Genomic DNA, 25,610 nt, shown 5'->3' on the forward strand with positions numbered 1-25,610 from the left:
GATGGGTATAAGTGTATTTTGTACAGCTATATTCTTGATTTACAGCCTTAGTGGTGGCTTCTCGTGTTTTTAGTTGTATAAAATGCAGCTAAAGTCAAAATGATTGCATTTGCCTACGAAATAACTGTATAGAATACATTTATTCCATTCCTCAGATTCTCCTGAGATCCGGTGTAATTGAGCTATTGAAGATTGATTAGTGTGATTTTGGGATTGATTAATTTTTAAAATAATTTAGTTAGAACCACATGTGAATAATACTCATGTGGTTTCTTTTATTAGTTATAGCCCACCCCAGTACCCAATGCCGAATAAACCCTTCGTTCAACCATCAACACATCTAACCGATGTTATGGGAAGCAGTTTTTCGCTTTTTACGTTGAATTTTTGATGATGATTCATTAATGTGAGCATATCACACGATATCGCTACGACGAATTCAATGTGTCCAAAGACTCGGGGAAATTCGACCTTAACTGGTCCGGCTCGGATAACTTGTTTGACCAAACCAGCCTAGCTAAGATTTTAATTAGGCTTAAGGGATACAAATTTTCCAGTTTGTATCCCTTAACTTATATAACAAAGGATGGGAAAAATATGGTCGATTATAAAAACAACGAAGGAATAGGCAGTTTTCAACAAGGCAGCTATCGTCCATTAGCCATTCATCCCATTGAGGCTAATTGGACCAGACAATCCCGATTCAGAGCTCCAACATCGCTTTCAGTTTTGAAGCGAGTTGTTGACTCGGGGCGGCCGGATTTTTCATATGGATTAAGCTCGTTTACAGTGGATGAACAAGGGAGAGCCATTTTAGCTGTGGGGCAGGGTGATTTCGAGCTTAATCATCAATACGGCAAACTGTTTCGGGTTTGCTTTGAATCTGACACTGTGGAGCTGCTATTGGAGACTAAGGCATCCCTTATGTCTCCCCTGCTGATCAGCCCAGCCTCCATTTTGGTTGCGACCAATAGCATTCGAGATAATCAGCTCATTTCGGTTGACGAAAACGGCCGGATAAATTGGAAGACCGCAGTGGATGGTGTGCCGTATGGCAGGCCGGTGGTAAACAGCGAAGGGCATATTTACCTGTGTACATATGAAGATGAGTCACAAATTATTGGGAGACTCTATGCTTTTGATGCGGATGGAACCATAAGATGGGTTTACAAGTGCTCGTCCATATTTTGGTGCGATCCGGTTATTTCCCGTGAAGGAATCATATATATTGGTCAAAATGTGAATTCCAAACTTTATGCTTTTAGTCCTGATGGAGAGTTGTTGTGGGAGAAACGGATGGGTCAAGGAGAAGGGCACCGTCCCCCTGTCATAGATCAGGATGGGGTTATGTATGGGTGTCTTTCTAGCCAGTTATATGCCATTGCTCCGGATGGCGAAGTGAAATGGATATACCAACCGGAGGAAAGTTACGTTGACACCAGCCCTTCCCTGGGCGCAGACGGTAATTTATACGTGAATTTGACCGGTGGGGAATTCATTTGTTTAACGCGAGACGGTGAACAGCTATGGAAAGCGGAAACTAAAGGTTTTGCAATAACTCAGCCAATTCTCGGCCGATGCGGCAACGTTATTCAAAGTCGCTTAATGGATAACTCGATTGAAAGCTACTCCGTTGTTGATATTTTTTCCCGAAAAGGAGTGCATTTAGCGGAGACCGCAATCAAAGGTTCCATTCATTCGGTGATTTTGGCAAATGATGAAGTGATTTACGTCCTGTCCTCCTATTGGACGGCTAAGATGGAGCCTAAATGGGAACTTCATTTGCAAAGCTCCATCGGGCAGTCCCAAGGTTGGACAACAGTACTGGGGGAGAAATTCAACTGGGAAACGATTGGTGAAAGCGCCAGATCTTTGTTTAACTTGAAGGAGCTGAAGCAAAGCGAAACTCAATCCGATATTATTGAGCAAAAGAAATATTCTTACTGAAAGATCAGATGAGGAATTGTTGACTTCACTTCAGCACGCAGATACTAGTGAAGTGGATATAAGGTGGTACTTGACGGAGAATACGCTGGGGATAAGTGTGCAGATTTCTCATGCTATCGGAGATCATGCTGAGTTTGAAATCAAGTATGACAAACTGAAGTTTAAGCTGAACACTTTTCTTTTTTCAGAAATAATAGAGCCTATCAAATTCCCTTGATTTAATAGAATAATTTACCGATAATGTTAATGGGGGAACCCAAAATTAAATCCGTCATGAAGCAGGAGGCACTATCGGACAATGATGACTTTAATGAACATGGTGCGGGGAACGGAGAACGATCTTCCTGCTAAAGAGATGATTAAGTATTGGAATCATGAGCCTGGAACCTTAAAGATGGTAAGGGCCAGCAGCAATTTTATTTATACCTTTCAGTGGAATGGTAAACGCTTTTATTTAAGGTTTACTCATGAAGAGGATAATTCTGCAGACAATATCCAGGCAGAGCTGGATTTTATGATGTATTTATTAGAACAAGGTTATGAGACCGTCGCTCCTGTGCGTTCTAAGTCTGGTAATTGGATTGAGACGTTGTTAACGGATCACGGGCGATATCACGGGGTAGTTTTTGAACAGGCCCAGGGTGAATATGTTTCACTTGATGAGATGAAGGAACCTCATTTTTATCAATGGGGCCAATCGCTTGCACGTCTGCATAATTTTTCGGAAACCTATGCACCGAGCACACCTTATCGCAAAAGCTGGGTCGATTCATTGAATTTTATTTATTCCGTATTGAGCAGGCATCCTGAGGAGCATAAGGCGCTTAAGGAATATGAGCGGATTGAAGCTTGGCTATCAGAGCTTCCTTTTGGAGTGGGGCATACTGGGCTCATACATTATGATTTTGAGATGGATAATATCTTTTATATGCAAGAAGAATCCCGCTACAGTGCCATCGATTTTGATGACTCTATGTATCACTGGTTTGCGATGGATATTACATCGGCGTTAAGAGACCTGACGGAATCGGATGATAATGAGAGTAGAAGAAACATTGACCATTTTATTAATGGATATAGATCGGTTAAGCAGCTAGATGATGAGTATATGAAGTTGATACCTGAATTTCAAAGATTTGCAGACTTATACAGTTTTGCTAGATTACTTCGGTGTATGGAGAATACGGATGATTCTATTTTCCCGGATTGGGCGAAACAACTTAAACTGAAATTAGAAAGAGTTTGTGACCGATTACGAACCGGCTTTCAACCACATATAGTGCTGAAGGATATTACTGAAAAAAACTGGTACGCTTGTACTCAATTAGAAGTATCGGATGAGCAAAAGTCTATTTTTCCTGTACCGGTGGTCTATTGGTTAGCAGAAGCAGCTTATTGTGGTATGACCCCGCTCGCTTTATACGCAGATGAAGAATTGGTAGGTTTCTCTGTGTATAGCGTAGATCCTGAGGATGGAAGTTATTGGATTATGGCTTTTATGATTGACCAGAAATATCAGAACAGGGGTTTAGGCAGAACGGGTATGGATACCTTAATTCGTTATATTAAAGCAGAACATCCTTGCGACAAAATCGTTATTGGCCATCGGATCGAGAACGAACGTGCTACGAATTTATATACATCACTCGGGTTCGTTGAAGTCAGTAGGGACGAGTTTGAAGTTATACGAGGGTTGGTAGTGTGAAAAGGGAAAAGCCGCCAAGGGTTTGGCGGCTCTTTTTTATAAGGAAATAAATTAATCTACAGAACCGGTAGCCAGCAGCTGATCAAAAGAGACAGGGAATAGTGGCTCAATCAGCGATAAAATTGCTTTTGCATACTCCTGAATTTCTTTCTGAGCGTCATGCTCCAGTCTTTGATTTAAAAAATGAGCTACAGATTGAACTGAAGCTGTCCAGTACCAACGAACGAATAATCCATAAGCGGGTAGAAACAGTCTTGCTTGTTCAGCACATATGCCATCTGCTAAAGCTGCTTCATACTTAGATAATCCTAACTCGGTGTATTCTTGAAGCTCACGGGTGTATTTTTCACCAAGCTCCCATGCAATGATGTCACCACTGCCTTGTTTGGAATTCTCTGGTTTGGATCTCCATTCTCCCGCAGCAGGTTGATAAAAAACGGGTTCTTCTGTTATGTATCTTCGGCTGGATTCGTTCCAGGCTTCCAAGCTATCTCCAGTACCTTCGTAATGAGCAGAACCGACTACGTATTTCCACCACTGTCTCGCAACCATTAATGGGGCATAAACCTCAAATTGAGTGATGGCATGGCGGAAAGGAGAGGTATGTCCTTCACGGGCAAGGAATTTTATTAGTTTAATATCCCGATTACTAAGCTCAAAAGATTGTTTTGCATAAGAAACACGCGCAGCGTTAGCAACCGTTAAATCTGAGCCCATATGATCTACTAATCTTACATAACCTTCATTTAAAACTTTGATTGTTGTCAATTTAATGTAGCCTCCTGTTCCAAAGCAGAGTAAATGAGTTCGTCACACCATTGTTGATTGCAAAATCTAGTCTCTCTGAGGATTCCATCCCTAATCATTCCTGCTCTAATCATAACTTTTTCAGATTGAAGATTCTCTGCATTGGCATAGGCAACGACTCTATGGGCATTAAGAGAGCTAAAGGCGTAGCCTATCAGTGTTTTGACGGCTTCTGTCGCATAGCCCATTTTCCAGTATTCCGGCAGTAGGACCCAGCCAACCTCCCACTCTCTGATCTCTTCCCAATTTAACTTTATACTTACGTTGCCTATGGGGGTTCTATTTTGCTTTGTACATACTGCTAGATCATAATGCTCACGCGGATCGCTGGTAGTCTGAGTCAGAATCGAAAGGAAGTTCTCTTTAATTTGTTTTGCATCTGGTGCGGTGTTTTCATATTTGTGAGACAAAGGATTAAGTTCCAGTTCTTCATAAAAAGAAAAATCATTGCTTGTATAATCTCTTAATATCAATCTGTCGGCTATTATTTCCATGAGTTAATACCTCCTAATCCATGATTATAATGGAAGACTCTGTAATTATCACGGAGTAAATTCACTAGAAATACAAAAAAATATTTCTGTAAATTTTTCTCTAGTAAAATTGTGGAATTGTGATACAGTAATTAAGGTTTATATATTTAGAGGGGGATGTAAGGGAAATGAAAGCTATTAAATGGAGCATCACTGCAGCGTTAGCAGTATCTATGTTGGGTCCAATACATACAGTGAAGGCGGCAGATACGCGTAACGTCGATTACGATCAAGGTAGTATTTTACGGAGTGCCAGTTCAGTTTCGTCATCATACAATGAAGGCAATCCGCAGGTTGAAGATTTGATTTTTCAGATGGATGCTACCGAAATCACTGTTGGGGACAATGTTCCGGTACAAATCTATGCTAAAGATGTCGATGGCATATCCGAACGCGTTCCATTAGCTCAAGCAAATGTCGTAATTGAAAAACCTTATTTGCTGCAAAAGCAAGCCGATGGCACAATGAAAGCCTTAGCGGTAGGAGAAACGAACGTAACGGTCATTTCAGGATCAGATACCAAAACAATAAAAGTTTCGATCAGTGCGGACCATGATATTGATCAAGGTGCATTTGTTAATGGAACAATGTATTTGCCGGTTCAATCGGTTTTTCAAACGTTGGGAGCAACAGTCCAAGTTAATACAGCAACTAAAATCTTTAGCATTCGCCTAGGAGATTTGCCAATACAGCTTCAACTCGGAAGCGATATTGCAATGGTGAATGGTGCGAAGGTCAAAATGAGTGGTAAAGTGCAAAAGATCGACGGATCTACAGTTTTTCCTGCCACGCTTTTAAAGACTGCACTGTCAGCAGAGTTAATTTGGGATGGAAATTATCAGACGATGGAGATCTACTTCGGCAAAGCAGAGTTGTTCGCCTATACGAAACAAACTGCGCAGATTTTTAAGAAAGAAGAACAAGGAAACCTCGTTAAGTTCATTGGAAAAACATATTGGCTCAATCAATTCGACTCCGATTATAAGTTCCAAAAAGTCACTATTGTAGATATTCTACCTGATTATGAAGGTGAATTCGCCATTTCATTTAAGGTTTTATCAACGGGGCAAATTCTTAACTCTTATACAATGTCGGGGGATGAGTTGATCCGTACATTAGGAAATAAAGAATATTTCTTAACAACGGATCCATTTAAGACCTATAAGTGGTCGGATGCGATTTGGAGTAAGATTAAAAAGAGCATAGTTGCTACTGGGATGACCAAGCAACAAGTGGAGTTTAGTTGGGGTAAGCCTATAAGTAAATCCACATTATCAGGTAGTGGCATTCAAGTGGAGACCTGGCAGTATGGTAATTATAACTATGTTACCTTTACGAACGGTGTTGTCTCCATGATTTATACGAATTAATTCTTCCTAACTTCTGCGTTACTTTAGTCATAGAGCCTGTCTTTGCGACATATCATTTTGGAGAAGCACTTTCAGAATTAAAGTGTTGACTATTGTTGGCCGAAATGAGGGGTTTATTCATGGCAAAGTCAAAACGTGGACATGCACTTTGGAATTTACCATCAAGGGGCAGGGGGACTTGTCCAATCTGTCAGAACACCCGTATTAAGCTGCTTTATCCCAAGAAAAAAACGGATGGAGCAGTCGTTAAGGTCTGTAAACGCTGTGACAAGGCTCCGCAGACGAAAGTGGATGCCGTGTTGATTTAAAAAGAGTACACAAAAAGAGGCTGTCTCAAAAGTGGATTTTTCTACGTATGAGGCAGCCCTTCTCATGAATAAAACAAAGAAGCACTTCTCTAATAAGAGAGGCGCTTCTTTTAAATTTTACAGAGATTTAGTACGTATATGATTATTTCGTTATCCGATTAATGACCTGTTCGCGTCTAGGACCCACGGAAATCGTAGTAATACGCGTGCCAATAGAGGTTTCAATAAAATCAATGTAAAGCTTAGCTTGTTCTGGCAGATCTTCGAAGTCGGTGATCTGAGAGATATCGCAGTTCCAGCCAGATAAATGCGTGAATATCGGTTTTGCAGAGTTCAGTTTATTCGTAGCCGGGAACTTGTCGGTGATCTCTCCATTTTCAAGCTCATAAGCCACACAAACTGGAATCTCATCCAAATAACCAAGCACGTCAAGATTAGTCAACACGACTTCAGTGGCACCCTGCATTTGGCAACCGTAACGAGTAGCTACAGCATCAAACCAGCCCATACGTCTAGGACGGCCAGTCGTAGCCCCGAATTCCCCGGCATCGCCACCTCTTGTACGAAGTTCATCCGCAACGGGCCCTTCTAATTCCGTAACAAAAGGTCCAGCGCCGACACAACTGGAATAGGCCTTGGTCACAGCGATGACATTCGTGATAGCTGCTGCAGGAAGACCGGCACCGACAGGTGCAAACCCGGCAAGTGTTGAAGAGGAGGTGGAGTAAGGATAAATACCGTGATCAGGATCACGCAGAGCCCCAAGCTGACCTTCAAGTAAGATAGTCTCCCCCTTAGCATAAGCCTCTTGCAGCAAGTCTGTTGTATTGGCTACATAAGGCGCTAGCTGTGCAGCTTCTTCTTGCAGCTGAATCATTAATTCCGAGATTTGGATCGGCGCTTTCTTATATAAATGCTCAAGTAAAATATTTTTGGAAGCGAGTAATTGTTCAAGACGTTTCTCAAGTCGGGCGGTATCAAATAAATCCGCTACCTGTATGCCTAGCTTTGCATATTTATCTGCGTAAAATGGTGCGATTCCCCGTTTTGTTGAACCGAATCCTTGAGATCCCAGACGTTCCTCTTCTAGTTCATCAAACAAACGATGGATTGGAAGCACGATTTGCGCCCGTTCGGATACGAATAATCTAGGCTTTGGCACACCTCTATCCGTTAAAGCTTTCAATTCTTTTATTAATACTTCTGTATCAAGTGCTGTTCCGGGTCCAATAATGTTTGTAACGGAAGGATAAAATACCCCAGATGGCAGCATATGCAATGAAAATTTTCCATATTGGTTTATGATGGTATGCCCAGCATTACTACCACCTTGAAAACGAACGACAAAGGAAGATTGTGCAGCTAGCACATCCGTCATTTTTCCTTTTCCTTCGTCGCCCCAGTTTGCTCCTACAATTGCAATTACGGTCACGCGTTTTCGCCTCCCAAGCTTGTTTTTGGCTACAGGACTAAGTATAATGCTAGTTAAATCATTAGAAAAATTGATATAAGTTATATCTATTATAAGGTGGAGTAATGACGTGGGGATGGACATTAATTTGGAGTGGTATCGCTCTTTTTATTGGGTAGCGAATACTGGGAGTTTAACTGCTGCGGCAGAACGACTCAATATTACACAACCGGCAGTAAGTCACACGATTAAACAATTGGAAGAAAAAATGGGCGGCCCGTTATTTTTTCGCACTTCTCGCGGGGTCGATCTAACAACAGAAGGAAAAGTACTGCTTAGCTTTATTGAGCAAGCCTTTCATCATGTAGACATGGGCGAAAGAGCGATCGCAGATATGAACAATCTGAACAGCGGCGAGATTCATATCGGAGCAAGTGACACCTTATGCAAATATTATCTGTTACCTTTTTTGGAGCAATTTCATGAACAATTTCCCAATATCCGCATTCATATTACGAATCGTACGACACCAGAAACACTTACGCTTTTAAAAGAAGGGAAAATTGATTTTGGTATCGTCAGCTTGCCGACATCTGATAAACAGATTGATTTTCGCAAAAGTACTCAGCTTCAAGATTGCCTGGTAGGGGGCAAAGGTTTTCGTCATTTGGCGGACAAGACCATGCCGCTTGCAGACATTCAGCAGTATCCGTTGTTATGCTTAGAAGCGGGTGGCAGCACCAGAAAGTATATGGATCAGTTTTTAGCTTCTAATCATCTGACGATTACACCTGAATTTGAACTGGGAAGTGTGGATTTGCTTGTTCAGTTTGCGAAACGTGGTTTTGGCCTTGCTTTTGTTATTCGTGATTACGTAACCGAAGAATTGAAGAAAGGTGAGCTTGTCGAGATTCCTCTGGACCCACCTTTGCCAGAACGTAACATAGGAATTGCTACCCTGCGTGGAGTTCCTCTTACAGCTGCTTCAAAGTCTTTTCTAACATTATTAGAGTAGAATCAGGAAAGAGCTACTAGAGCATACATAGTGAAGAGGAGGAAAGGTAATGAATCCTTTACTGGCTCGGCTGCGAAAGGGATACGGGAAAAAGCTTCGGGCGCTTCATACCTGGAATGGCTGGCTGGTTGTGTTGCTCACACTCACAGGACTTGTGCTTGTAGGTGGCTTCTGGCGTGGCTTCTTAGGGGAAGGCAGAGTATGGATCAAAGGGCTTCATATCGTGGTCGGTGTCGCTTCGATTATTCCGGTTATTTATTATTTGCTGCTGGCAGGGAAACATTGGAAACAACTGAAGGAGCGGCCTTGGCAACGTTTTAATGTAATCGTTGTACTTTCATTGCTGCTCGGCTGGTTCGTTTCAGGAGTGCTACTCTGGCAATTCCGCGTGGTGGGTCCACATGTATCGAACGTTGCTCTGATCGTCCATGACTTATTGACCTGGATAGGCCTTCCTTATATTATTTATCATTCTTTGACTCGAGTAAAATGGCTTAAAGAACCGAGCCGGCGGATAGTGAAAAGCGGCATTGAGACAGGCAGCCCTTCGAATCATCGGGAACCCCCGCAGCCGGTTTATACACGTAGAGCTTTCATACGCGGATCGATTGGTGTTGGGCTTGCGGTCACTATAGGTCCATCGTTTATAAAATGGCTCGGCAGTTCAATTGGAAATATTGGGGGCAGCGAAACAATTGATAAGCTGATCGAAAGTGATCGTAATCAGTTGTTGCCTGCACCCCAGCCACTGGCGGCATCCTCACCCCCTCTCGGAGGAGGGGCGCAAGGACAATTCCGTGTTTACACAGTCACTCCGATTCCAGAGTTTACGAACAACAATTGGTCTTTTACGATAGATGGGCTTGTGGAGCAGAATTTCAAGTGGAACTGGGAACAGTTCGTAAAACTTAAGCGGACCGTTCAGGTGAGTGATTTTCACTGCGTGACGGGCTGGTCAGTCTATAAGAATACCTGGGAAGGAATCAAGCTAAAAGATCTTTTGAGTCAGGCCGGTGTGAAGCCCACAGCTAAGACTGTGAAATTCTATTCGGGTGATGGTGTATACACGGATACGCTCACATTGGAACAAGCCGACATGGATGATGTGCTGGTCGCGGTAATGCATGATGGAAAGCCGATTCCTAGCGATCTCGGCGGTCCTGTACGGTTAATCGTTCCGAAGATGTTCGCATACAAGTCTGTGAAGTGGCTGAACCGGATTGAGCTGATCGAAGGCGATCATACGGGATATTGGGAGCAACGCGGGTATTCAAATGATGCGTGGGTATAAAATAGGGATCGTTAACCTTAATGGGCTTATTGCCTGTTAAGGTTTTTTTGTTGATTAATTCCTTATTTTTTTAGCATATAGCAAATGAAGAGACGTAATAACAGAAATTGCTCCATACAATAGAAGTGACTGGATGCAGGAGGTGGTTGTGATGAACGGGGTTAGAGCCATAAAGCTGTTGGGACTTATTCTCGGTGTGGTACTACTGAACATTATCGTGTTGTCACCAGGTTTATTAGGGGTGGAAATCGGAGGAACCAGTGTATTTGAAATAGCTTTAGGTGTGACATTGTTGTTTGTTAGTCTACTTGTTGTTCTTTATGGAAGTTATATTTTATTGTTTAAACCTTCATCTATCCCTGCTGTGAAAACACTGAAATCTTATGAGGATTATATAGCCGCGCTTACTCAATACAAAAATGTCAAAGTGCTGAAAAAAGACATTGCGCTTGCTCTAGATCAGATATCCCGGATGGAAAAGAAGAGAAGTACCTTGTTAGATGTTTTAGGTCAGAGATTCGAATCCACTGAACTTAGCTTCAAAAAATTTAATGCAGTCAGTTATGAAGTAGCAAAGCTTTTTTACCTGAACATTCGAGGGATTCTGAATAAACTCAGTGTATTTGATGCCTCAGAGTTCACCCTTTTCTCCAGCCAGCATAGACCCTCGCAGTTCTCAGATAAACTGGTGCAAAAAAAGACAGCTTTGTACAATGAATATTTAGCCTACGTAACAGGGTATCTTGGGGCAAATGAAGAGATTCTGCTGAAGCTGGATAAGCTGCTGCTGGAAATATCGCTACTTGACAGTACAGATTATACAGATGTTGAAGAGATGCCTTGTATGAAGGAAATCGATGAGCTGATCAAGCAGACGAAATTCTATAAGCAATGAAGGGGAGATGTGTATGGCTAATAAAGGAAAAACAGTAGCAGTTTTAGGGACCATTACGGTGGTAGTTTTTGCTCTCGTGTATTTTGGAATCACCTTGACTTCTAATATAGGAAAAACCAAAACCCAGATTTCTTCCGAAGATGCGGGGAAGCAGCTTGAGAAGCTATATAAGAACATAAACGTGACCACTGCTGAGCAAATCAAAGGCCAGATTGATCTGGACCCTGTCGCGATTGGGGATTCACTACCAGATATCTCAAAGTTTCCTGTATCCGTAGACAATACAACAGATAGCTTTGTAGAGATATTTTCTTCTACAGAGAAATCAGGAACGGGTAATGATGGTTGGCTAAATGAAGTTGCTACAGATTTTAACAACTCTAATATTGAGGTGAACGGGAGTCATGTTTCTGTGAAAATCCGTAATATTGCTTCAGGTACAGCGACAGATTACATAAGATCTGGGAAGTATGTGCCAGATGCCTTTACCCCTTCAAATGAGCTGTGGGGCGAAATGGTAAAAGCAAACGGGATGAACACTCAGCTAATCACTAAACGTCTTGTAGGTAATGTAGCTGGTATTGTTACCAGTAAGGCGAAATATGATGAACTAATAGAGAAATACGGTTCTTTAAACGTCAAGACGGTTACAGATGCCATAGCAAATAATGAATTATCAATGGGCTATACCGACCCTTTTGCCAGTTCTACGGGTTTAAACTTTCTGGTAACAGCGCTTGGGACGTTTGGCGGTTCAGACTTACTTGGAGAGCAAGCGGTGCAGGGCTTTGAGAAATTCCAAGCAAATGTTCCCTTTATTGCCTCAACCACTTTACAGATGCGAGAGGCTGCAAAAACCGGTAAGCTTGATGCTTTTGTCTTAGAATACCAGATCTTTATGAATGCAACAGATTTGAAAGGGGGGTATGTATTCACTCCTTTTGGTGTAAGACATGACAGCCCGCTTTATGCTTTGGGTGATCTTCCTCAGGAAAAACTCGATATTATTAAGAAGTTTGCTGAGTTTGTTGAACAGGATAAATACCAGGAGCTGGGTGAGAAAAAAGGCTTCAATGGTCTTAATGATTACCAATCAGAGCTTAGTACAGTGGATGGCAGTCTCATATCCTCAGCTCAGAAGCTGTGGAAAGAGAAGAAAAATGGCAATAAACCTATCGCCGCAGTATTTGTGGCAGATGTCTCAGGAAGTATGAACGGGGAACCCTTGAACCGCTTAAAGCAATCTTTATTAACAGGCCAGAAGTACTTGGGCAAGGATAACAGCATTGGTTTTGTCTCTTACTCTGATAACGTTACAATCAATCTTCCAATTGGAAAATATGACACGAACCAGCAGTCCATGTTTGTTGGTGCGATTGATAGTCTTCAAGCAAATGGGGGGACGGCTACTTTTGACGGGATCGCGGTAGCCATCCATATGCTTCAAACGGAATTACAGCTAAATCCGGATTTGAAGCCGTTGATCTTTGTATTAAGTGATGGAGAGACCAATGAAGGGCATTCCTTGAATGATATCAGAGGTCTTATTGAGACCTACAAAATCCCGATTTACACGATTGGCTACAATGCGAATATCAAGGCGCTTGAGAGTATTTCGAGTATAAATGAAGCGGCCAACATCAATGCAGATACAGATGATGTAGTCTATAAAATCGGCAACCTGCTCAATGTTCAAATGTAAGCTATTTTTTATAGGAGGGGTTCTATGTCGTTTACTATGGAAGTCGTAAGTCAGGAAAAGCTGAAATCAGTAATTGAAGAGCAGGTCAAACCTGAGCCTGAGGAAGTATCACAACTGAAAGCACTGGCAGTAAACAATGTCTCCGCCATTCTGGATCTGAATTTAGAGTCACTGGATAAGCGGAAAGCGGTGCTGCAATCCATTGATAGCTTCGGTATGGAAACGATGAGATCCTCTTCGGACAAAAACTCCCTGTTGCAGGTTTCAGTGGGGAATTTATCAAAGACAGGGGATGAAGGCGGCCAAGTAGCAAAAGGTTTGACGGAGCTTAATCTCCAGCTGAAGGATTTGGATCCCAGTGCAGTAGATTTTGCCAAGACGGGTTTTCTTGGGAAGTTCTTTAATCCATTACGTAGTTATTTTGCTAAATATCAAAAGGCGGATGCTGTCATTTCAGATATTATAATTTCTTTAGACAAGGGTAAGACCGTTTTGAAGAACGATAATACTACGCTGGAATTTGAGCAACAGGCACTTCGGGAACTTACAAAAAAGCTGCAAAAAGAAATTCAGCTCGGCATGCTGATGGATCAGGAAATAGAGACGCAACTGGAAGCGGCTAAGCTGCGTGATGAGGATGAGGAGAAAGTTCGGTTCATTACAGAAGAAGTGCTTTTTCCGTTGCGGCAGCGTGTCATGGATTTGCAACAGATGCTTGTAGTGAATCAACAAGGAATTATGGCCATAGAGGTGGTTATTCGAAATAATAAAGAGCTGATCAGAGGGGTGGACAGAGCTAGAAATGTTACCGTGTCTGCCTTGAAAATATCGGTTACGGTAGCTAGTGCGCTGTATAATCAACGAATTGTTTTGAAAAAGATCGAACTTTTAAATCAAACCACCGATAGCCTGATCAGCGGTACCTCAAAAATGTTGAAAAACCAAGGGGCGGAAATCCATAAACAGTCGTTAGAATCAAGTATTTCAGTGGATACATTAAAGCAAGCTTTTACAGATGTGCTATCCGCTCTCGATTCCATCAGTACTTATAAGCAGGAAGCTCTCCCCAAAATGCGTGAAACCATTAATCAGTTCAGAGAGCTGGCAGATAATGGCGAACAGCAGATTGTACGGCTGGAAAAGGGAAATAAGTTGGGGTTGTAGCCTAGCAAAATCATAAATCTGGTTAATTATGCGCTTTGAAGCAACAAATCCTAGCCTTTAGTCTGGTATGACTCCAGCCCCAAGACTGTTTTGAGCCTTCTTTTTCCCACGTATAATGAGATTAATTGAAAAACGTGAGAGAAAGGACAATAGAAATGAATGATAAGTTATACACTATGCCGATGGGAGCTCTTGATTCCATGCATATTCCAGCAGAATCCCAACCCCAATCTAAAACGCGCAAACGTGGAGCAAGTCCAAAGATATATCGGAGTATTTTATACTTCTTAATCTCTTTGCCGCTTACGATTGTATATTTCGTGTTTATGGTGACAGGGCTGACGTTATCCATTGCGTTAACCCCAATATTTATCGGAATTCCTTTGTTTTTTGCAGTAGCTAAGGGATTGGATTACATCGTACAATTTGAGCAAGAGCTGGTCAGATCATTGTTAGATATTCCTAGACCTAGTGAAGAGGCCAGATCGGATATGCAGCTAGAGGGAGCGGGCTTCCTGCAACGAATGAAGTTAGGTTTTCATGGAGCGAAGTTTGCCCGTAACGTCATGCTGATTATGGGTCGATTCGTATCCAGCATTATTTTCTTTTCAATAACAGTAACTGTAGTAGCGGCTGCACTGGGCCTGATTACACTACCTGTGCTGCACCAGATTTTCTTGCAAACCATGGATTTGAACATTTTAGAGAATAGTGTGTTTGCTTTGTTCCAGATCGACTGGACATTATCCCAACAATATATCTCCTATGTAGTAGCTGGATTTGTTGTTGCCTTGTTAGCAAGTTGGGTAATTCGTATGCTTATGGATGTGCAACGTAGAATGCTGTTCGTATCCTACGAGGAAAGACAACAGTACTAATTGGAAAGAAGAGATTGTCTCCAAACAACCCTTACTGAATCTGAATAAAACACCAGACAATGATCCTTCAGTTCGTGGAGAATCACTGTCTGGTGTTTTTGGTCTGCGGGGAGGTTTGCTTTTGCAAATGATGAGCTAGTGGAGGCTGCCTGATTGCTTCATTGATTTTTTTTAGTGTCGGTTACTGGTGATGGATGTTGATGGAATGTGCGAAATAGCTGTACTTTGTGCAGTTATTTCGAGTGCCAAAAGAATAATCCTGACTTTAACTGCACTTTATACAACTAAAAACTAGAGAATCCACTTATAAGGGAGTAATTTCAGAAAATAGCTGCATGAAATACACTTATATCCAGTGATCGAGCGTTCTATTGGATTATAGTTGTATGAAATACAATTAAACTTGAGCGCTTTATAACGCTCCCCCAACTTGTGAAAAAATGTTCATAATCCCATATAAATCCTGTATAATGAGAGTTGTGAAAACGTTTGAACAAAAAATCAGGAGGGGTTCTATGCATTCAAATGGATTATTTAGATGGAGCTTTTTGGGGTTTGCAGTATTAGTTTTGTTAGCGCTTTCGGGATGTTCCAGTAACGAAAATGTAAATGAAAAAGTTGCTACATCACCAACCCCCAATCCAACGATAAGCAATACTTCTAATGCATCGGAGAACCCAACCAATGTGGGGGCGGCAAAAGGTACTGTGCACATAGAAAATATAGGTGAGCGGAGAATATTTGTTTATTTACCTGCAGGGTATGAAGCTGACAGTGAGCGTTATCCTGTTGTGTATATGCACGATGGGCAGAATATTTTCAATACAAATACCAGCTCTTTAGGCAAAGAATGGAGAGTTGAGGAGATTATTGATCAGCTCGTTGCTGATGGAACCATGGAGAAGGTTATCGTGATAGGAGTCGCTTCAAGTGATGGATCAGAACGGGGAATGGAGTATGTTCCATTTCCGGACGAGTCTATTCCTTCGGATGGAGCGAGTGCAGCCGAATTTACCCAATATTTTATCAATACAGTTATTCCCTATGTGGATGGCGCTTACCGGACCATTCCCGATCGGGATCACCGGATGATAATGGGATCGTCATTCGGTGCTATTCAGGCTTTATGGATGGGGTATCAGCACCCGGAGACCTTCTCAGCGATAGGGGCTTTATCCCCTGCCACTTGGGTAAGCAATGGGAGTATATTGGATGAGTTGGCGAAAGAGTCCGGGAAGCCTGCATTGAAGATTTGGCTCGACATGGGTGTAACCGAAGGAATGCCAATTGATCCGCTTGTGAATGTGTTAAAGTCGAAGGGATTTGTATCAGGTAAGGACCTATTCTTTCAGATGGACCCTTTGGGTACACATGAAGAGAAGTCATGGAATAGACGTGTACATAGTCCATTGATAATGTTTGCCGGGAAAGAGGCTGGACAAACGATCAAGCATGAAGTAAGTGACTATCTGACATTAATCGGACCAGAAGCTATCGATATACGTCTTAATTTACTAGTCACTATGGATAATGAGATGGATTTTACAATCCTTGACGGAGTTGAATATCAAGTGTTGAATCCTGAAGTAGGGCAGGTAGACAAGGCAGGTAAGGTGAGCTTCCTGAAGCCGGAATCCTTGAAAGTAAATGTTTCATTTCAAGGTGTTACTGAAGAACATTTGGTTAACTATGAGCATTATGTAAAGGTATTTAAAGTTTATGTGAAATCTCTTGATGTTGACGAGAACGGTGATGAGTTCTCCATTAATCTGAAGGCCTCTGCTCGAAAAATAAATTCAACTCCTGAGTATATCTCAGCGTTAGTGAGCGCTGCTGAAAAAATCGGTATATATAAAATTAAGGAGACTCAGGAGGATGTAATTCGTATAATCTTTACTACGAAGTAGTCATGGAAATTCATATTCCCTGGCTGATAATCAGGGAATTCCACCCTGATTCTTTCAACTAAAAGAAGCTGAGTCAATAAGTAGCGGTTCCAACTTATTGACTCAGCTGTTTTTTATCGCAAAATATATCCCCCATCCGGAAATAAAGTACTTCCTGTTGTATAGCTATTGGTCATCAAATAAATCGTTGTATGTGCTGCTTCGCCGGCATGACCCACCCTGCCAAGGATATTGATATTCGTATATTCGTCGTAAGCCTTGTCTCTAGTTTCCTGTTCTGCGCCTTCCCAATTAAAGTTGGTATGAATGGTTCCAGGGGAGATGACATTTACCCGAATCGGAGCCAATTCTACTGCTAATGCTTTTCCCAGACTTTCAATCGCGCCGTTACAAGCTGCATAGGAGGCACCGTCTGCAAGTGGACGTTGGCTGAATGCGCCGGACATAAGAACAATGGAGCCTGTAGGGTTGATAAAAGGGATGGCATGCTTTACAGCATGATATTGCGGCCAGAACTTTGCATTAAAGCAACTGTGTGCAATCTCCAAGCTAGAAGTAATCGGTCCTCTAACATAGGAGGCTCCCGGAGTGAACAAATGGTCAAAAACGCCGATTTTTTCAAAGAAATCCTTCAAGTCCTGTTCATTTTGATTATCTAGTGAATGAATTTCAACAGAATCGAATCCCAGAAGGTGTTGAGCTTTCTCTAATTTATCTTGAGAACGCCCAGCGATTATGACAGCTGCACCTTGTTCAACCGCTTGTTTGGCAGTTGCAAGCCCTATTCCGGAGCTTCCTCCGATAATGACGATGCGCTGGTTTTTTAATGAAATAGTGGACATATTTATCTTCTCCGTTCATAGTTAATTGGACTTATTAAGTTCTGTTTTTTATTATTAGCTATAAAATATAACCTGCACAGTACGCACTTTTTTCGTACTAGGTACGATTTTTCGTACTAGCTGGTTCGAACATATAGTTATATAACTATCGAAAGAGGGGATCGCATGGATTTGCTGGAGCCGAGATTAACCGGGGTTCTTACAACACTTGAAAAGATCGGTGGAAAGTGGAAGCCGCTCATTTTATTTATTTTATTGATAGATGGCACAAAACGATTTGGTGAACTTAGACGGATTATCCCAGATGTCTCCCAAGGTACGTTAGCTAAACAATTACGGGAGCTTGAAGAGGATCAGCTTATCGACCGGGTGAGTTATCATGAGCTTCCACTCAGGGTGGAATATAGTATTTCAGAACATGGCAAATCCCTAATTACAGTTTTGGATAGCATGTGTGGCTGGGGTAGGATGCATAAAGAATATTTGAATAATACAAATAAGTAGAGGGGGTGCATTATTATTCTTACTATTTTGCAGGAACCAACGGGTCAGACCTACAAGACGCTGGTACAGGTAGCTATGGAAGTATGTGATGAATTTATTCTAGTAAAACGTGATCAGATGGAGTTGGAGCCAGAAGGATATGAACTGCTTGAACAGCTGCAACCTTTTCTCAAAAAGGTCATAAAAGATGACTATTGGCCGGGGACTCGGCTTATGGGGCATTATGCAGATGTTTATTTTTTTGATTGTTCGCCTGAAGCCGTCAATATTCTTTTATCCTATTCCACCAGCTTGTACTCGTGGGTACAGACCAGGCTGCCTGATGATCTTTGTTTTCTAAAACAGGGACAACCGTGGCTAATCAATAAAGCCCATGAGAGAGAAAGCAATTTGATCACTGATGTGGATGAGGAACTTAATAGACTAGAGGCGTGCGGATTGTTGTTCCGTGACTTATCTGAGTTTTATAACGCTGATTAAAAAAATGGACTCATATTTATAGTGCAGAAGAACCCGCAGTTGGTGCGGGTTCTTCTGCATGTTCACTAATCATTCAACGCATCTGTTAAATTACAAGATTTCATATAATCAAAGAAAAGTATTGATAATTATTCTCATATGATTTAATATGATAACGATTCTCATTATCATTACTTTAGTTTGAAGAATGATAAATAAAATATAGATGGGGAGATTGATTATGAATCAGAAAAAATATTTATTAGCTGGGGTATCAGCAGTTTTAGCTTTGAGTTTGGCAGCTTGCGGTAACAATGAAAAGGATAAGACAGCTTCAGAAAAAAGCACAAATAATGCTGCAGTAGCAGCAGAAGGAACTGCAAATAACAAAGGAAATGCGGCTCAGGAGGCTGTTGCCACTGAACAAACCGTTACATATTTGGGCAAGGATTATGTCGTGCCTGCAAAGATTAATAATATTGTAGCAGCAAGTCTCGAATCTATGGAAGATGCTGCCATACTGGGAGTGAAACCTGTAGGTGTACTTGCAATAGCTGATGCTATTCCAGGTTATCTGTCAACTGACCTAGCGGGTGCATCCTTAGTGGGGGATAAATTTGCTCCAAGTAATGAAGCGATTCTGCAACTGGATCCAGATGTTATCTTAGGGTCTTCCAAGTTTGGGGAAGATGTGGCCGGCGCACTTAATAAAATTCAAACGATGATTCCTTATTCACATATTTCAACAAACTGGAAAGATAACTTGCTCTTATTAGGCCAATTATCCGGTAAGACCACAGATGCAGAAAAAATTATTAGTGATTATGAATCTAAAGCTGCGGGTGCAAAGGCTGAAATTGGAGAAAAGCTGAAAGATCAATCCATTCTAGCCATTCGTATTCGTCAGGGCAGTATGTGTGTGTATCCTGCTGGCGTTTATTTGAATCCGGTTATTTATGAAGATCTGGGTGCTGCCATTCCTGAGGTGATTTCCTCTACAGAAGCACAAGCAGAGCTTTCATTAGAAGCTTTGGCGGATATTAATCCGGACTATATTTTCTTGCAGTTTGAGACTAGTGAGAATACTGATAATGCAACAGCTCTTGATGATTTGCTCAAGAATCCGATCTTCAAAAGCGTAACTGCTGTCAAAAATAATCATGTGTTTGTAAATGCAATTGATCCGTTGGCACAAGGTGGAACGGCTTGGTCTAAAGTAAGATTCCTGGATGCGGCAATTGAAAACCTGTTGAAGTAAAACCGAAGGTGCGATGAATAAGATGAATACAAAAAATTGGAAAGTTATATTGATCCTATCAACTTCTCCATTATTCATCGTATTAGCAATGGTTGTATCCGTCTTATATGGTGTTAAAGATATTGGAATATTGACAATATGGCAGGCGATTACACACTTCGATGCTAATAATGTGGACCACAACATTATTATGACATCTAGATTTCCGCGTGTAATCGCCGCTTTATTAGTTGGAGCGGCTCTGGCTGTTTCAGGGGCGTTAATGCAGGGGGTTACACGTAACTATCTTGCATCACCATCGATTATGGGAGTAAATGACGGATCGGCATTTGTTATTACGTTGGCTATGGTGTTTTATCCGGGATTATCGAATGTTCAGATGATTATTTTATCCATGGTGGGTTCAGCCATCGGAGCGGGTTTGGTTTTCGGATTTGGTTCATTGGTCAAAAACGGCTTATCTCCAGTCAGGTTAGCCATTATTGGAACTGTAATTGGTACTTTTTTAAGTAGTATCGCCTCAGCAGTAGCGATGTTTTTTCAAGTTTCACAAAATGTTAGCGTCTGGTATAGCTCGAAAATACATACCGTTAATCCAGATATGCTAATATTATCAGTTCCTTTTATAATCGTTGGACTGCTCTTGGCGGTTAGTATTTCTAAGTCAGTAATGGTTGCTTCCCTGGGGGATGAAACCGCGATTAGCTTGGGTCAACGAACAAAATGGGTGAAAATTGTCAGTATTATATCTGTTATATGTCTGACCGGGACAGCAGTAGCTTTAGTCGGCAAGATAGCCTTTGTGGGTCTAATCATTCCTCATATTACACGTTTTATCGTAGGTATAGACTATCGCTTTATCATTCCTTGCTCAGCGGTGATTGGAGCTGTTTTTTTAGCGTTTTGCGATGTCTTAAGCCGTTATATTAACTTTCCGTTTGAGACGCCAATTGGTGTTGTAACAGCCTTTATTGGCATCCCTTTCTTCCTTTATTTAATTCGGGTTAAAGGGGGAGAGCAGCGTGGATAGAAGTAAAGTACAGTTTAGCCGCTATATGCTTACACTATTAGTTTTTATCCTGTTAACCCTTGTGGCCGGATATTTTCATCTTACGAATGGCGTGTTTGATATGTCTGTAATGGATGTGATAAAAACACTGCTGCGAATAGATCCTAATGCTAAATTTGACCTGGTTATTTTTCAGTTTCGGTTACCACGGATCATTATTGCCTCATTAGTAGGAATAGGTCTGGGGATAGCGGGAACTGTCATTCAAGGGATTACCCGTAACGGGCTGGCTGATCCAGGTATCCTTGGGATTAATGCAGGCGCAGGAGCTGCCATCGTTGCGTTTATGTTTTTCTTTCAGATGTCGGGAGTTACTTTTTTCAAAGAAAGCTGGTTCTCGATACTAGCCATGCCGCTGTTTGGTTTTGTAGGTGGGCTTGCCGCAGTTGTCATTATCTTTATTTTTTCATGGCGGAATGGTGCACTCGATATGCAACGCTTGATTTTGACAGGGATCGCGATTAGCAGTGGTTTTGGTGCGTTGTCGTTGTATATCTCTCTGAAAATGAATGCAAGTGATTATGAGATGGCTGCGGTTTGGAGTGTCGGAAGTATTTACAGCGCGAACTGGACTTATATCATTATGATCGCACCTTGGGTGCTTATTTTAGGATTTATAATGTATCGAAAAAGCTATTTACTCAATTATTTTCAATTGGAGGATTCCAGTACAAAGAGCTTAGGGATCTCTGTAGAAAAAGAAAAGCTGATCTTTCTGTTATGCAGTGTGGGGATCGTAAGTGTTTGTGTATCTGTATCCGGTTCTATAAGTTTTATAGGCTTGATGGCTCCTCATATCGCCAGAAGATTAGTAGGGATTAATCACCGCTATATTATGTTATCCAGTGCAGTGGTAGGGATGTTTTTGCTGGTGATCTCGGATTATTTTGCCAAAACAATATTTCAGCCGGCAGAGTTACCCGTGGGTATAGTCGTTTCGATTATTGGAATTCCTTATTTCTTATATTTATTAGCAAAGTCAAGAGTGTAGGGGAGAGTGTACAGAAAAAATGACAACACAAGTAGAGCTCGAACACACAGAATCATGGAAACTTGAATCTCAGTATACGGGTTACACGTACGATATGAAGGTTTCTCTTCCCAGAGAAGCAGCACCAGAAAAGGGCTTCCCCGTGTATTACATGCTCGATGGTAATTCATATTTTCAATTGGGTCGGGATGTTGTGAAATTGCAGTCAAGAAATGCCCCGAAAACTTTTATTGCACCAGCAATTGTGATTGGCATTGGACATTATGGTTCAGATGAAGAGGTCTCCAAAAGAAGATTTTATGATTTCACACCTCCGGCGAAGCAGTATGTATATCCGGACCGATTGAAAAATGCTGACATAGGACCACATGGTGGAGCTGAGAAGTTTTTGGCTTTTTTAGAATTAGAGTTAATGCCAGCAATCATCAAGAAATATAATGTGGATCAGTATAAACAAGCCTTGTTTGGTCACTCTCTCAGCGGTCTATTTGTCCTCTGGACGTTATTCACTCGTACGAAGCTATTCCAGTATTATTTGGCCTCTAGTCCATCCATTTGGTGGAATGATCATGAAATCCTGACGTATGCGAAGCAGTTCTATCACAAGGGTCAAGAGTTGACGGCCGATAAACAAAAGTTATTGATTACCGTAGGGAGTGAAGAGTCGTTTATGGTCGATGACGCAGCAATATTATTTTCAAAATTGAATGAGTATGCTTTGCCTAATTTAGAGGTTAAGCACTATGTCGCACCCAATGAAAATCACGCTTCTGTAGTACCAACGATTATGAGTAGAGCGTTTCGAGTGCTGAACTGTTAAGGAGTGGGGATATGACGCAAATGAGGGCAGGCGAGCTTGTGCTTTTTGAACATATGGATCGTCAGATTACCGTGTATTTACCGAAAGAATATCATCTATTTCCGGAGCGGATGTTTCCAGCGGTTTTCTTACAGGATGGAGATTTTTTGTTCAAAGAGGCGATTACAGCAATAGAGAAAGATGTAGAAGAGGGAGTAACAGAGCCGGTTATTTTTATCGGGATTGATTCTCAGTTGCGGAATGATGAATATACACCTTGGGAAATGCCTGCTCTTTTTAAGGATTGGTCCTTTGGGGGCAAGGGCGATGATTATTTGAATTATGTCTATCAGGATCTTGTACCCTATATCAAAAGCTCCTATCGCATCTCCAACGAGCCGGAGAAATTGGCTTTGGGTGGTGTTTCACTAGGTGGATTAATAAGTCTGTACGCGATGTATAAGACTGAAGCTTCTGTTGGGAATTTTATATTGATATCTGCGTCTGTATGGTTTAAAGATTTCATTCATTTCATGGAGACATCAAGACTAGATAGGGAATGCAGAATTTATATGTATGTTGGTGAGCAGGAAGGGATCCACAAGACAAATGCCCAGAAGGACATGGTGCCTAACAGCAAACGTGCTTATGATATTTTAAAAGAGAAGATTGTTGGAGCGGATCAGCGAGTGAAGTTTGAGACGGATCCGCTGGGCACGCATAATGACACGTTTTTCCTGCAATATTTTCCGAATAGTATCAGGTTCTTATTTCCTGCAAAATAAACATAATAGGACGAGCAGGAGAGAGAGTATCCTTGCATCGTCCTACTTATCGTGTGATAGCTGCTCTAGTTATTCTTCTGTAAATTCTCAAGATGGGCGTCCAAATTATCGAAGGTTTGGGAAATCCCCTCTAACATCCCCATATCAATCACTTGTTGCAAGGCTTCCGGAGAAGTGTATTTACCGGTATTCACCAGCTTCGTTTGACCCTCCAGGTCGATAAAATCTAGCTGGACAAGCGTTTCAGGCAAATCTTTTGAAATATTACCCTCTGCATCTGAGAATCCATCTGTATAAATGACTTGTTCTGGGGCTGTAATTTCCTTATACAACGCCTTGCCCCAAGACTCCATACCGTAGAAATCCCCTTGATTCTTATCCACGCACTTCATGCAATAATGCCAAGTACCCCCTGGACGGAAATCGACATTACATACGGGAAGCGTCCACCCTTTTGGACCCCACCAGTGCTTCAAATGCTCAGCCTCAGAAAAAGCCTTGAATACTAGCTCACGTGGAGCTTGGAATACGCGCTCTAATACTAATGTGTTGCCCTCAACAACTTTGGATACCACTTGGTTGGACGGGTTAGAATTTGTCATGGGATAGATCCTCCTCAAATTTGTTTGCTTCCTGCCAATTTCGACCTGAGGCTATGATTTATTATTGTTTTCATTGCTCTGTAGCTTTTGTAAATAATCATCCAGTCGATCGTATCGTTCTTCCCATATATGGCGGTAGGAGTCTAACCAATCGTCTATTTCCTTAAATGGATCAGGACGGAGCTTGCAAATGCGCTTGTTAGCAACAGCTTGAACTTCAATTAAGCCCGCTTCACTAAGGACGCGCAAATGCTTGGACGCTTGAGGCTGCCGTAGCTGAAGACTTTCTGCAATCTCCCCAACGGTTAGAGGATTCTCGCGTAATAGTTCAACGATCTGCATGCGGTGGGGCTCAGCTAAGGCACTCATAACGTTAGTATTCATAAACAAGGATCACTTCGATTCATTAAATTCATTCGCATCTCTATTATGACATACTCTGGTTGAGCGGCTCTATAGCGCCTCCTTTTTGGTATTTCCTGTTTGTGGTGATAATATACCATGGAGGGAATATTCCTGTAAAGGAATATATAATAACCATTGTATGACAACTGCAAGAGAAGGGCATGATACAAGCATTAAAAAGAAATATGTTCCATGATAACCAACAAACTTTACAAAAAACATAGGAATAGATATAATTAAGTATAACTTATCGGGTTTTAGAATTACGCAAGGGGCCTAACGCCAGTGGGCTCCTTTTGTATTTCTTGGCCATGTTACAGGAGGGTGAAGGTCATACACAATGAAAAGATTATGGTTTGTGTTCATTATGGTCCGCATGGGGAGCGTTTAATCCGGCGTGGTGTCCAACTATCTGAAATTATAGGGGCGCCATTGTTTGTATTAAATGTCGATAGTTCGGATATTGATGAATATAATCAGAGCAAAGAAATGTATATGACGGTCTGGAAACGTCTTGCCGATGAAGCTGGCGCAGAGTTTATCATTCGGAAACGTGAAGGCCGAAAAACAACAGATATTATTGTAGAAGTTGCTGAAGAGAATGAGGTCACACAGATCGTCATTGGACAATCTGCTCAAACTCGGTGGCAGGAGCTAACCAAACGTAATTTCATCAATGAACTCATTGGTAAAATGAAAATGATGGATCTGCATGTCGTGGCTGTGCAGCGGATGCGTGCAGGGCTGGAAGAAACCCATGAGGAAGGCGTTATCGCTTACCTGGTCAAAAACGGGGCTGAGTACCAGCTCAGTGATGAACCTCAGGGAGAGTATTCGCTTAAGGGAAAGTTCTTTCACGAACTACACACAGAATTTGAGAACGGTTTATTCAGAATTGAGCAAGAAGATGGAAAGGCTAGGTATCTGCATATTTGTGATGGCACATTGACCGATTCTTTATAA

25 protein-coding genes are annotated in these 25,610 nt (G+C 41.7%); 19 read left to right on the forward strand and 6 right to left on the reverse strand.

What is annotated here, in order from left to right; translation table 11 throughout:
* Nucleotides 1-597 precede the first annotated feature (597 nt).
* Together NST40_RS12915 and NST40_RS12920 are read left to right on the forward strand one after the other, a co-directional pair.
* Entirely contained in the window at nucleotides 598-1,947 is a 1,350-nt protein-coding gene (locus NST40_RS12915; protein WP_342410749.1) for a PQQ-binding-like beta-propeller repeat protein, read from the forward strand.
* Between the two features lie 298 nt (nucleotides 1,948-2,245).
* Complete coding sequence (locus NST40_RS12920) at nucleotides 2,246-3,652, forward strand: GNAT family N-acetyltransferase (RefSeq protein WP_342410750.1); 1,407 nt, start codon at nucleotides 2,246-2,248, stop codon at nucleotides 3,650-3,652.
* A 51-nt stretch (nucleotides 3,653-3,703) separates the two neighbouring features.
* On the opposite strand, the gene thyX is transcribed toward NST40_RS12920, so the two are convergent.
* Nucleotides 3,704-4,420, reverse strand: coding sequence for an FAD-dependent thymidylate synthase (gene thyX / locus NST40_RS12925; protein WP_342410751.1), 717 nt, complete (start codon nucleotides 4,418-4,420; stop codon nucleotides 3,704-3,706).
* Nucleotides 4,417-4,953 carry a GNAT family protein gene (locus NST40_RS12930; RefSeq protein ID WP_076217798.1) on the reverse strand — a complete coding sequence of 179 codons (537 nt, stop codon included), beginning with the start codon at nucleotides 4,951-4,953 and terminating at the stop codon, nucleotides 4,417-4,419. Before NST40_RS12930 ends, thyX begins: the two co-directional genes overlap by 4 nt.
* A gap of 167 nt (nucleotides 4,954-5,120) precedes the next feature.
* Here NST40_RS12930 and NST40_RS12935 point away from each other — a divergent pair, with 167 nt between their 5' ends.
* Together NST40_RS12935 and NST40_RS12940 are read left to right on the forward strand one after the other, a co-directional pair.
* Nucleotides 5,121-6,362, forward strand: coding sequence for a stalk domain-containing protein (locus NST40_RS12935; RefSeq protein ID WP_076217797.1), 1,242 nt, complete (start codon nucleotides 5,121-5,123; stop codon nucleotides 6,360-6,362).
* A gap of 119 nt (nucleotides 6,363-6,481) precedes the next feature.
* A complete protein-coding gene (locus tag NST40_RS12940; RefSeq protein ID WP_036686376.1) occupies nucleotides 6,482-6,670 on the forward strand; it encodes a hypothetical protein in 189 nt (62 codons plus the stop codon).
* Nucleotides 6,671-6,812: 142 nt separating this feature from the next.
* Here the strand turns inward: NST40_RS12940 and NST40_RS12945 are convergent, their stop codons facing one another.
* Nucleotides 6,813-8,102 carry an adenylosuccinate synthase gene (locus NST40_RS12945; RefSeq protein ID WP_076275816.1) on the reverse strand — a complete coding sequence of 430 codons (1,290 nt, stop codon included), beginning with the start codon at nucleotides 8,100-8,102 and terminating at the stop codon, nucleotides 6,813-6,815.
* A gap of 115 nt (nucleotides 8,103-8,217) precedes the next feature.
* Between NST40_RS12945 and NST40_RS12950 the strand changes: the two genes are divergently transcribed.
* The 7 genes from NST40_RS12950 (at nucleotide 8,218) to NST40_RS12980 (ending at nucleotide 16,933) form a co-directional block, all read left to right on the forward strand.
* The gene (locus tag NST40_RS12950; RefSeq protein ID WP_036686616.1) at nucleotides 8,218-9,096 is read left to right on the forward strand and encodes a LysR family transcriptional regulator; all 879 of its coding nucleotides are present in this window, start codon (nucleotides 8,218-8,220) and stop codon (nucleotides 9,094-9,096) included.
* A gap of 49 nt (nucleotides 9,097-9,145) precedes the next feature.
* Nucleotides 9,146-10,387, forward strand: a complete 1,242-nt coding sequence (locus tag NST40_RS12955; RefSeq protein WP_076217795.1) for a molybdopterin-dependent oxidoreductase — start codon at nucleotides 9,146-9,148, stop codon at nucleotides 10,385-10,387.
* A gap of 151 nt (nucleotides 10,388-10,538) precedes the next feature.
* Complete coding sequence (locus NST40_RS12960) at nucleotides 10,539-11,282, forward strand: hypothetical protein (protein WP_076217794.1); 744 nt, start codon at nucleotides 10,539-10,541, stop codon at nucleotides 11,280-11,282.
* A gap of 13 nt (nucleotides 11,283-11,295) precedes the next feature.
* Nucleotides 11,296-12,984 carry a VWA domain-containing protein gene (locus tag NST40_RS12965; RefSeq protein WP_076275815.1) on the forward strand — a complete coding sequence of 563 codons (1,689 nt, stop codon included), beginning with the start codon at nucleotides 11,296-11,298 and terminating at the stop codon, nucleotides 12,982-12,984.
* 24 nt (nucleotides 12,985-13,008) lie between these two features.
* On the forward strand, nucleotides 13,009-14,148 hold the full coding sequence (locus NST40_RS12970) for a toxic anion resistance protein (RefSeq protein ID WP_076126025.1): 1,140 nt from the start codon (nucleotides 13,009-13,011) through the stop codon (nucleotides 14,146-14,148).
* A 155-nt stretch (nucleotides 14,149-14,303) separates the two neighbouring features.
* Nucleotides 14,304-15,026, forward strand: a complete 723-nt coding sequence (locus NST40_RS12975) for a sensor domain-containing protein (protein WP_342410755.1) — start codon at nucleotides 14,304-14,306, stop codon at nucleotides 15,024-15,026.
* A gap of 515 nt (nucleotides 15,027-15,541) precedes the next feature.
* Nucleotides 15,542-16,933, forward strand: coding sequence for an alpha/beta hydrolase-fold protein (locus NST40_RS12980; protein WP_076275813.1), 1,392 nt, complete (start codon nucleotides 15,542-15,544; stop codon nucleotides 16,931-16,933).
* Between the two features lie 113 nt (nucleotides 16,934-17,046).
* Here the strand turns inward: NST40_RS12980 and NST40_RS12985 are convergent, their stop codons facing one another.
* A complete protein-coding gene (locus NST40_RS12985) occupies nucleotides 17,047-17,775 on the reverse strand; it encodes an SDR family oxidoreductase (RefSeq protein ID WP_341002276.1) in 729 nt (242 codons plus the stop codon).
* A 165-nt stretch (nucleotides 17,776-17,940) separates the two neighbouring features.
* Here NST40_RS12985 and NST40_RS12990 point away from each other — a divergent pair, with 165 nt between their 5' ends.
* From NST40_RS12990 to NST40_RS13020, 7 genes are all read left to right on the forward strand, one after another.
* Nucleotides 17,941-18,279 carry a winged helix-turn-helix transcriptional regulator gene (locus NST40_RS12990; RefSeq protein WP_036686390.1) on the forward strand — a complete coding sequence of 113 codons (339 nt, stop codon included), beginning with the start codon at nucleotides 17,941-17,943 and terminating at the stop codon, nucleotides 18,277-18,279.
* Between the two features lie 27 nt (nucleotides 18,280-18,306).
* Nucleotides 18,307-18,759, forward strand: coding sequence for a hypothetical protein (locus NST40_RS12995; RefSeq protein WP_081387360.1), 453 nt, complete (start codon nucleotides 18,307-18,309; stop codon nucleotides 18,757-18,759).
* A gap of 220 nt (nucleotides 18,760-18,979) precedes the next feature.
* The gene (locus NST40_RS13000; protein ID WP_342410756.1) at nucleotides 18,980-19,996 is read left to right on the forward strand and encodes an ABC transporter substrate-binding protein; all 1,017 of its coding nucleotides are present in this window, start codon (nucleotides 18,980-18,982) and stop codon (nucleotides 19,994-19,996) included.
* A gap of 13 nt (nucleotides 19,997-20,009) precedes the next feature.
* Nucleotides 20,010-21,026 carry an iron ABC transporter permease gene (locus tag NST40_RS13005; RefSeq protein ID WP_076126037.1) on the forward strand — a complete coding sequence of 339 codons (1,017 nt, stop codon included), beginning with the start codon at nucleotides 20,010-20,012 and terminating at the stop codon, nucleotides 21,024-21,026.
* A 25-nt stretch (nucleotides 21,027-21,051) separates the two neighbouring features.
* Nucleotides 21,052-22,056, forward strand: a complete 1,005-nt coding sequence (locus tag NST40_RS13010) for an iron ABC transporter permease (RefSeq protein ID WP_076126226.1) — start codon at nucleotides 21,052-21,054, stop codon at nucleotides 22,054-22,056.
* Nucleotides 22,057-22,075: 19 nt separating this feature from the next.
* On the forward strand, nucleotides 22,076-22,876 hold the full coding sequence (locus tag NST40_RS13015) for an alpha/beta hydrolase-fold protein (RefSeq protein ID WP_342410757.1): 801 nt from the start codon (nucleotides 22,076-22,078) through the stop codon (nucleotides 22,874-22,876).
* 11 nt (nucleotides 22,877-22,887) lie between these two features.
* Entirely contained in the window at nucleotides 22,888-23,640 is a 753-nt protein-coding gene (locus NST40_RS13020; protein WP_342410758.1) for an alpha/beta hydrolase-fold protein, read from the forward strand.
* Nucleotides 23,641-23,705: 65 nt separating this feature from the next.
* Here the strand turns inward: NST40_RS13020 and NST40_RS13025 are convergent, their stop codons facing one another.
* A complete protein-coding gene (locus tag NST40_RS13025) occupies nucleotides 23,706-24,242 on the reverse strand; it encodes an SRPBCC domain-containing protein (RefSeq protein ID WP_342410759.1) in 537 nt (178 codons plus the stop codon).
* A 51-nt stretch (nucleotides 24,243-24,293) separates the two neighbouring features.
* On the reverse strand, nucleotides 24,294-24,626 hold the full coding sequence (locus NST40_RS13030) for a metalloregulator ArsR/SmtB family transcription factor (protein ID WP_076126043.1): 333 nt from the start codon (nucleotides 24,624-24,626) through the stop codon (nucleotides 24,294-24,296).
* 345 nt (nucleotides 24,627-24,971) lie between these two features.
* Here NST40_RS13030 and NST40_RS13035 point away from each other — a divergent pair, with 345 nt between their 5' ends.
* A complete protein-coding gene (locus NST40_RS13035) occupies nucleotides 24,972-25,610 on the forward strand; it encodes a universal stress protein (protein WP_232061321.1) in 639 nt (212 codons plus the stop codon).

This window comes from Paenibacillus sp. FSL R10-2778, from assembly GCF_038593035.1.
Taxonomy (GTDB): Bacteria; Bacillota; Bacilli; order Paenibacillales; family Paenibacillaceae; genus Paenibacillus_AQ; species Paenibacillus_AQ odorifer.

Coding starts and splice junctions, on each gene's coding strand:
- NST40_RS12960 (WP_076217794.1), top strand. CDS start 10,539: ATGAACGGGGTTAGAGCCATAAAGCTGTTGGGACTTATTCTCGGTGTG.
- NST40_RS12985 (WP_341002276.1), bottom strand. CDS start 17,775: ATGTCCACTATTTCATTAAAAAACCAGCGCATCGTCATTATCGGAGGA.
- NST40_RS12975 (WP_342410755.1), top strand. CDS start 14,304: ATGAATGATAAGTTATACACTATGCCGATGGGAGCTCTTGATTCCATG.
- NST40_RS12980 (WP_076275813.1), top strand. CDS start 15,542: ATGCATTCAAATGGATTATTTAGATGGAGCTTTTTGGGGTTTGCAGTA.
- NST40_RS13030 (WP_076126043.1), bottom strand. CDS start 24,626: ATGAATACTAACGTTATGAGTGCCTTAGCTGAGCCCCACCGCATGCAG.
- NST40_RS12935 (WP_076217797.1), top strand. CDS start 5,121: ATGAAAGCTATTAAATGGAGCATCACTGCAGCGTTAGCAGTATCTATG.
- NST40_RS13025 (WP_342410759.1), bottom strand. CDS start 24,242: ATGACAAATTCTAACCCGTCCAACCAAGTGGTATCCAAAGTTGTTGAG.
- NST40_RS12930 (WP_076217798.1), bottom strand. CDS start 4,953: ATGGAAATAATAGCCGACAGATTGATATTAAGAGATTATACAAGCAAT.
- NST40_RS12965 (WP_076275815.1), top strand. CDS start 11,296: ATGGCTAATAAAGGAAAAACAGTAGCAGTTTTAGGGACCATTACGGTG.
- NST40_RS13015 (WP_342410757.1), top strand. CDS start 22,076: ATGACAACACAAGTAGAGCTCGAACACACAGAATCATGGAAACTTGAA.
- NST40_RS12940 (WP_036686376.1), top strand. CDS start 6,482: ATGGCAAAGTCAAAACGTGGACATGCACTTTGGAATTTACCATCAAGG.
- NST40_RS13010 (WP_076126226.1), top strand. CDS start 21,052: ATGCTTACACTATTAGTTTTTATCCTGTTAACCCTTGTGGCCGGATAT.
- NST40_RS12955 (WP_076217795.1), top strand. CDS start 9,146: ATGAATCCTTTACTGGCTCGGCTGCGAAAGGGATACGGGAAAAAGCTT.
- NST40_RS12920 (WP_342410750.1), top strand. CDS start 2,246: ATGATGACTTTAATGAACATGGTGCGGGGAACGGAGAACGATCTTCCT.
- NST40_RS13005 (WP_076126037.1), top strand. CDS start 20,010: ATGAATAAGATGAATACAAAAAATTGGAAAGTTATATTGATCCTATCA.
- NST40_RS12915 (WP_342410749.1), top strand. CDS start 598: ATGGTCGATTATAAAAACAACGAAGGAATAGGCAGTTTTCAACAAGGC.
- NST40_RS13000 (WP_342410756.1), top strand. CDS start 18,980: ATGAATCAGAAAAAATATTTATTAGCTGGGGTATCAGCAGTTTTAGCT.
- NST40_RS12990 (WP_036686390.1), top strand. CDS start 17,941: ATGGATTTGCTGGAGCCGAGATTAACCGGGGTTCTTACAACACTTGAA.
- NST40_RS13020 (WP_342410758.1), top strand. CDS start 22,888: ATGACGCAAATGAGGGCAGGCGAGCTTGTGCTTTTTGAACATATGGAT.
- NST40_RS12970 (WP_076126025.1), top strand. CDS start 13,009: ATGTCGTTTACTATGGAAGTCGTAAGTCAGGAAAAGCTGAAATCAGTA.
- NST40_RS12950 (WP_036686616.1), top strand. CDS start 8,218: ATGGACATTAATTTGGAGTGGTATCGCTCTTTTTATTGGGTAGCGAAT.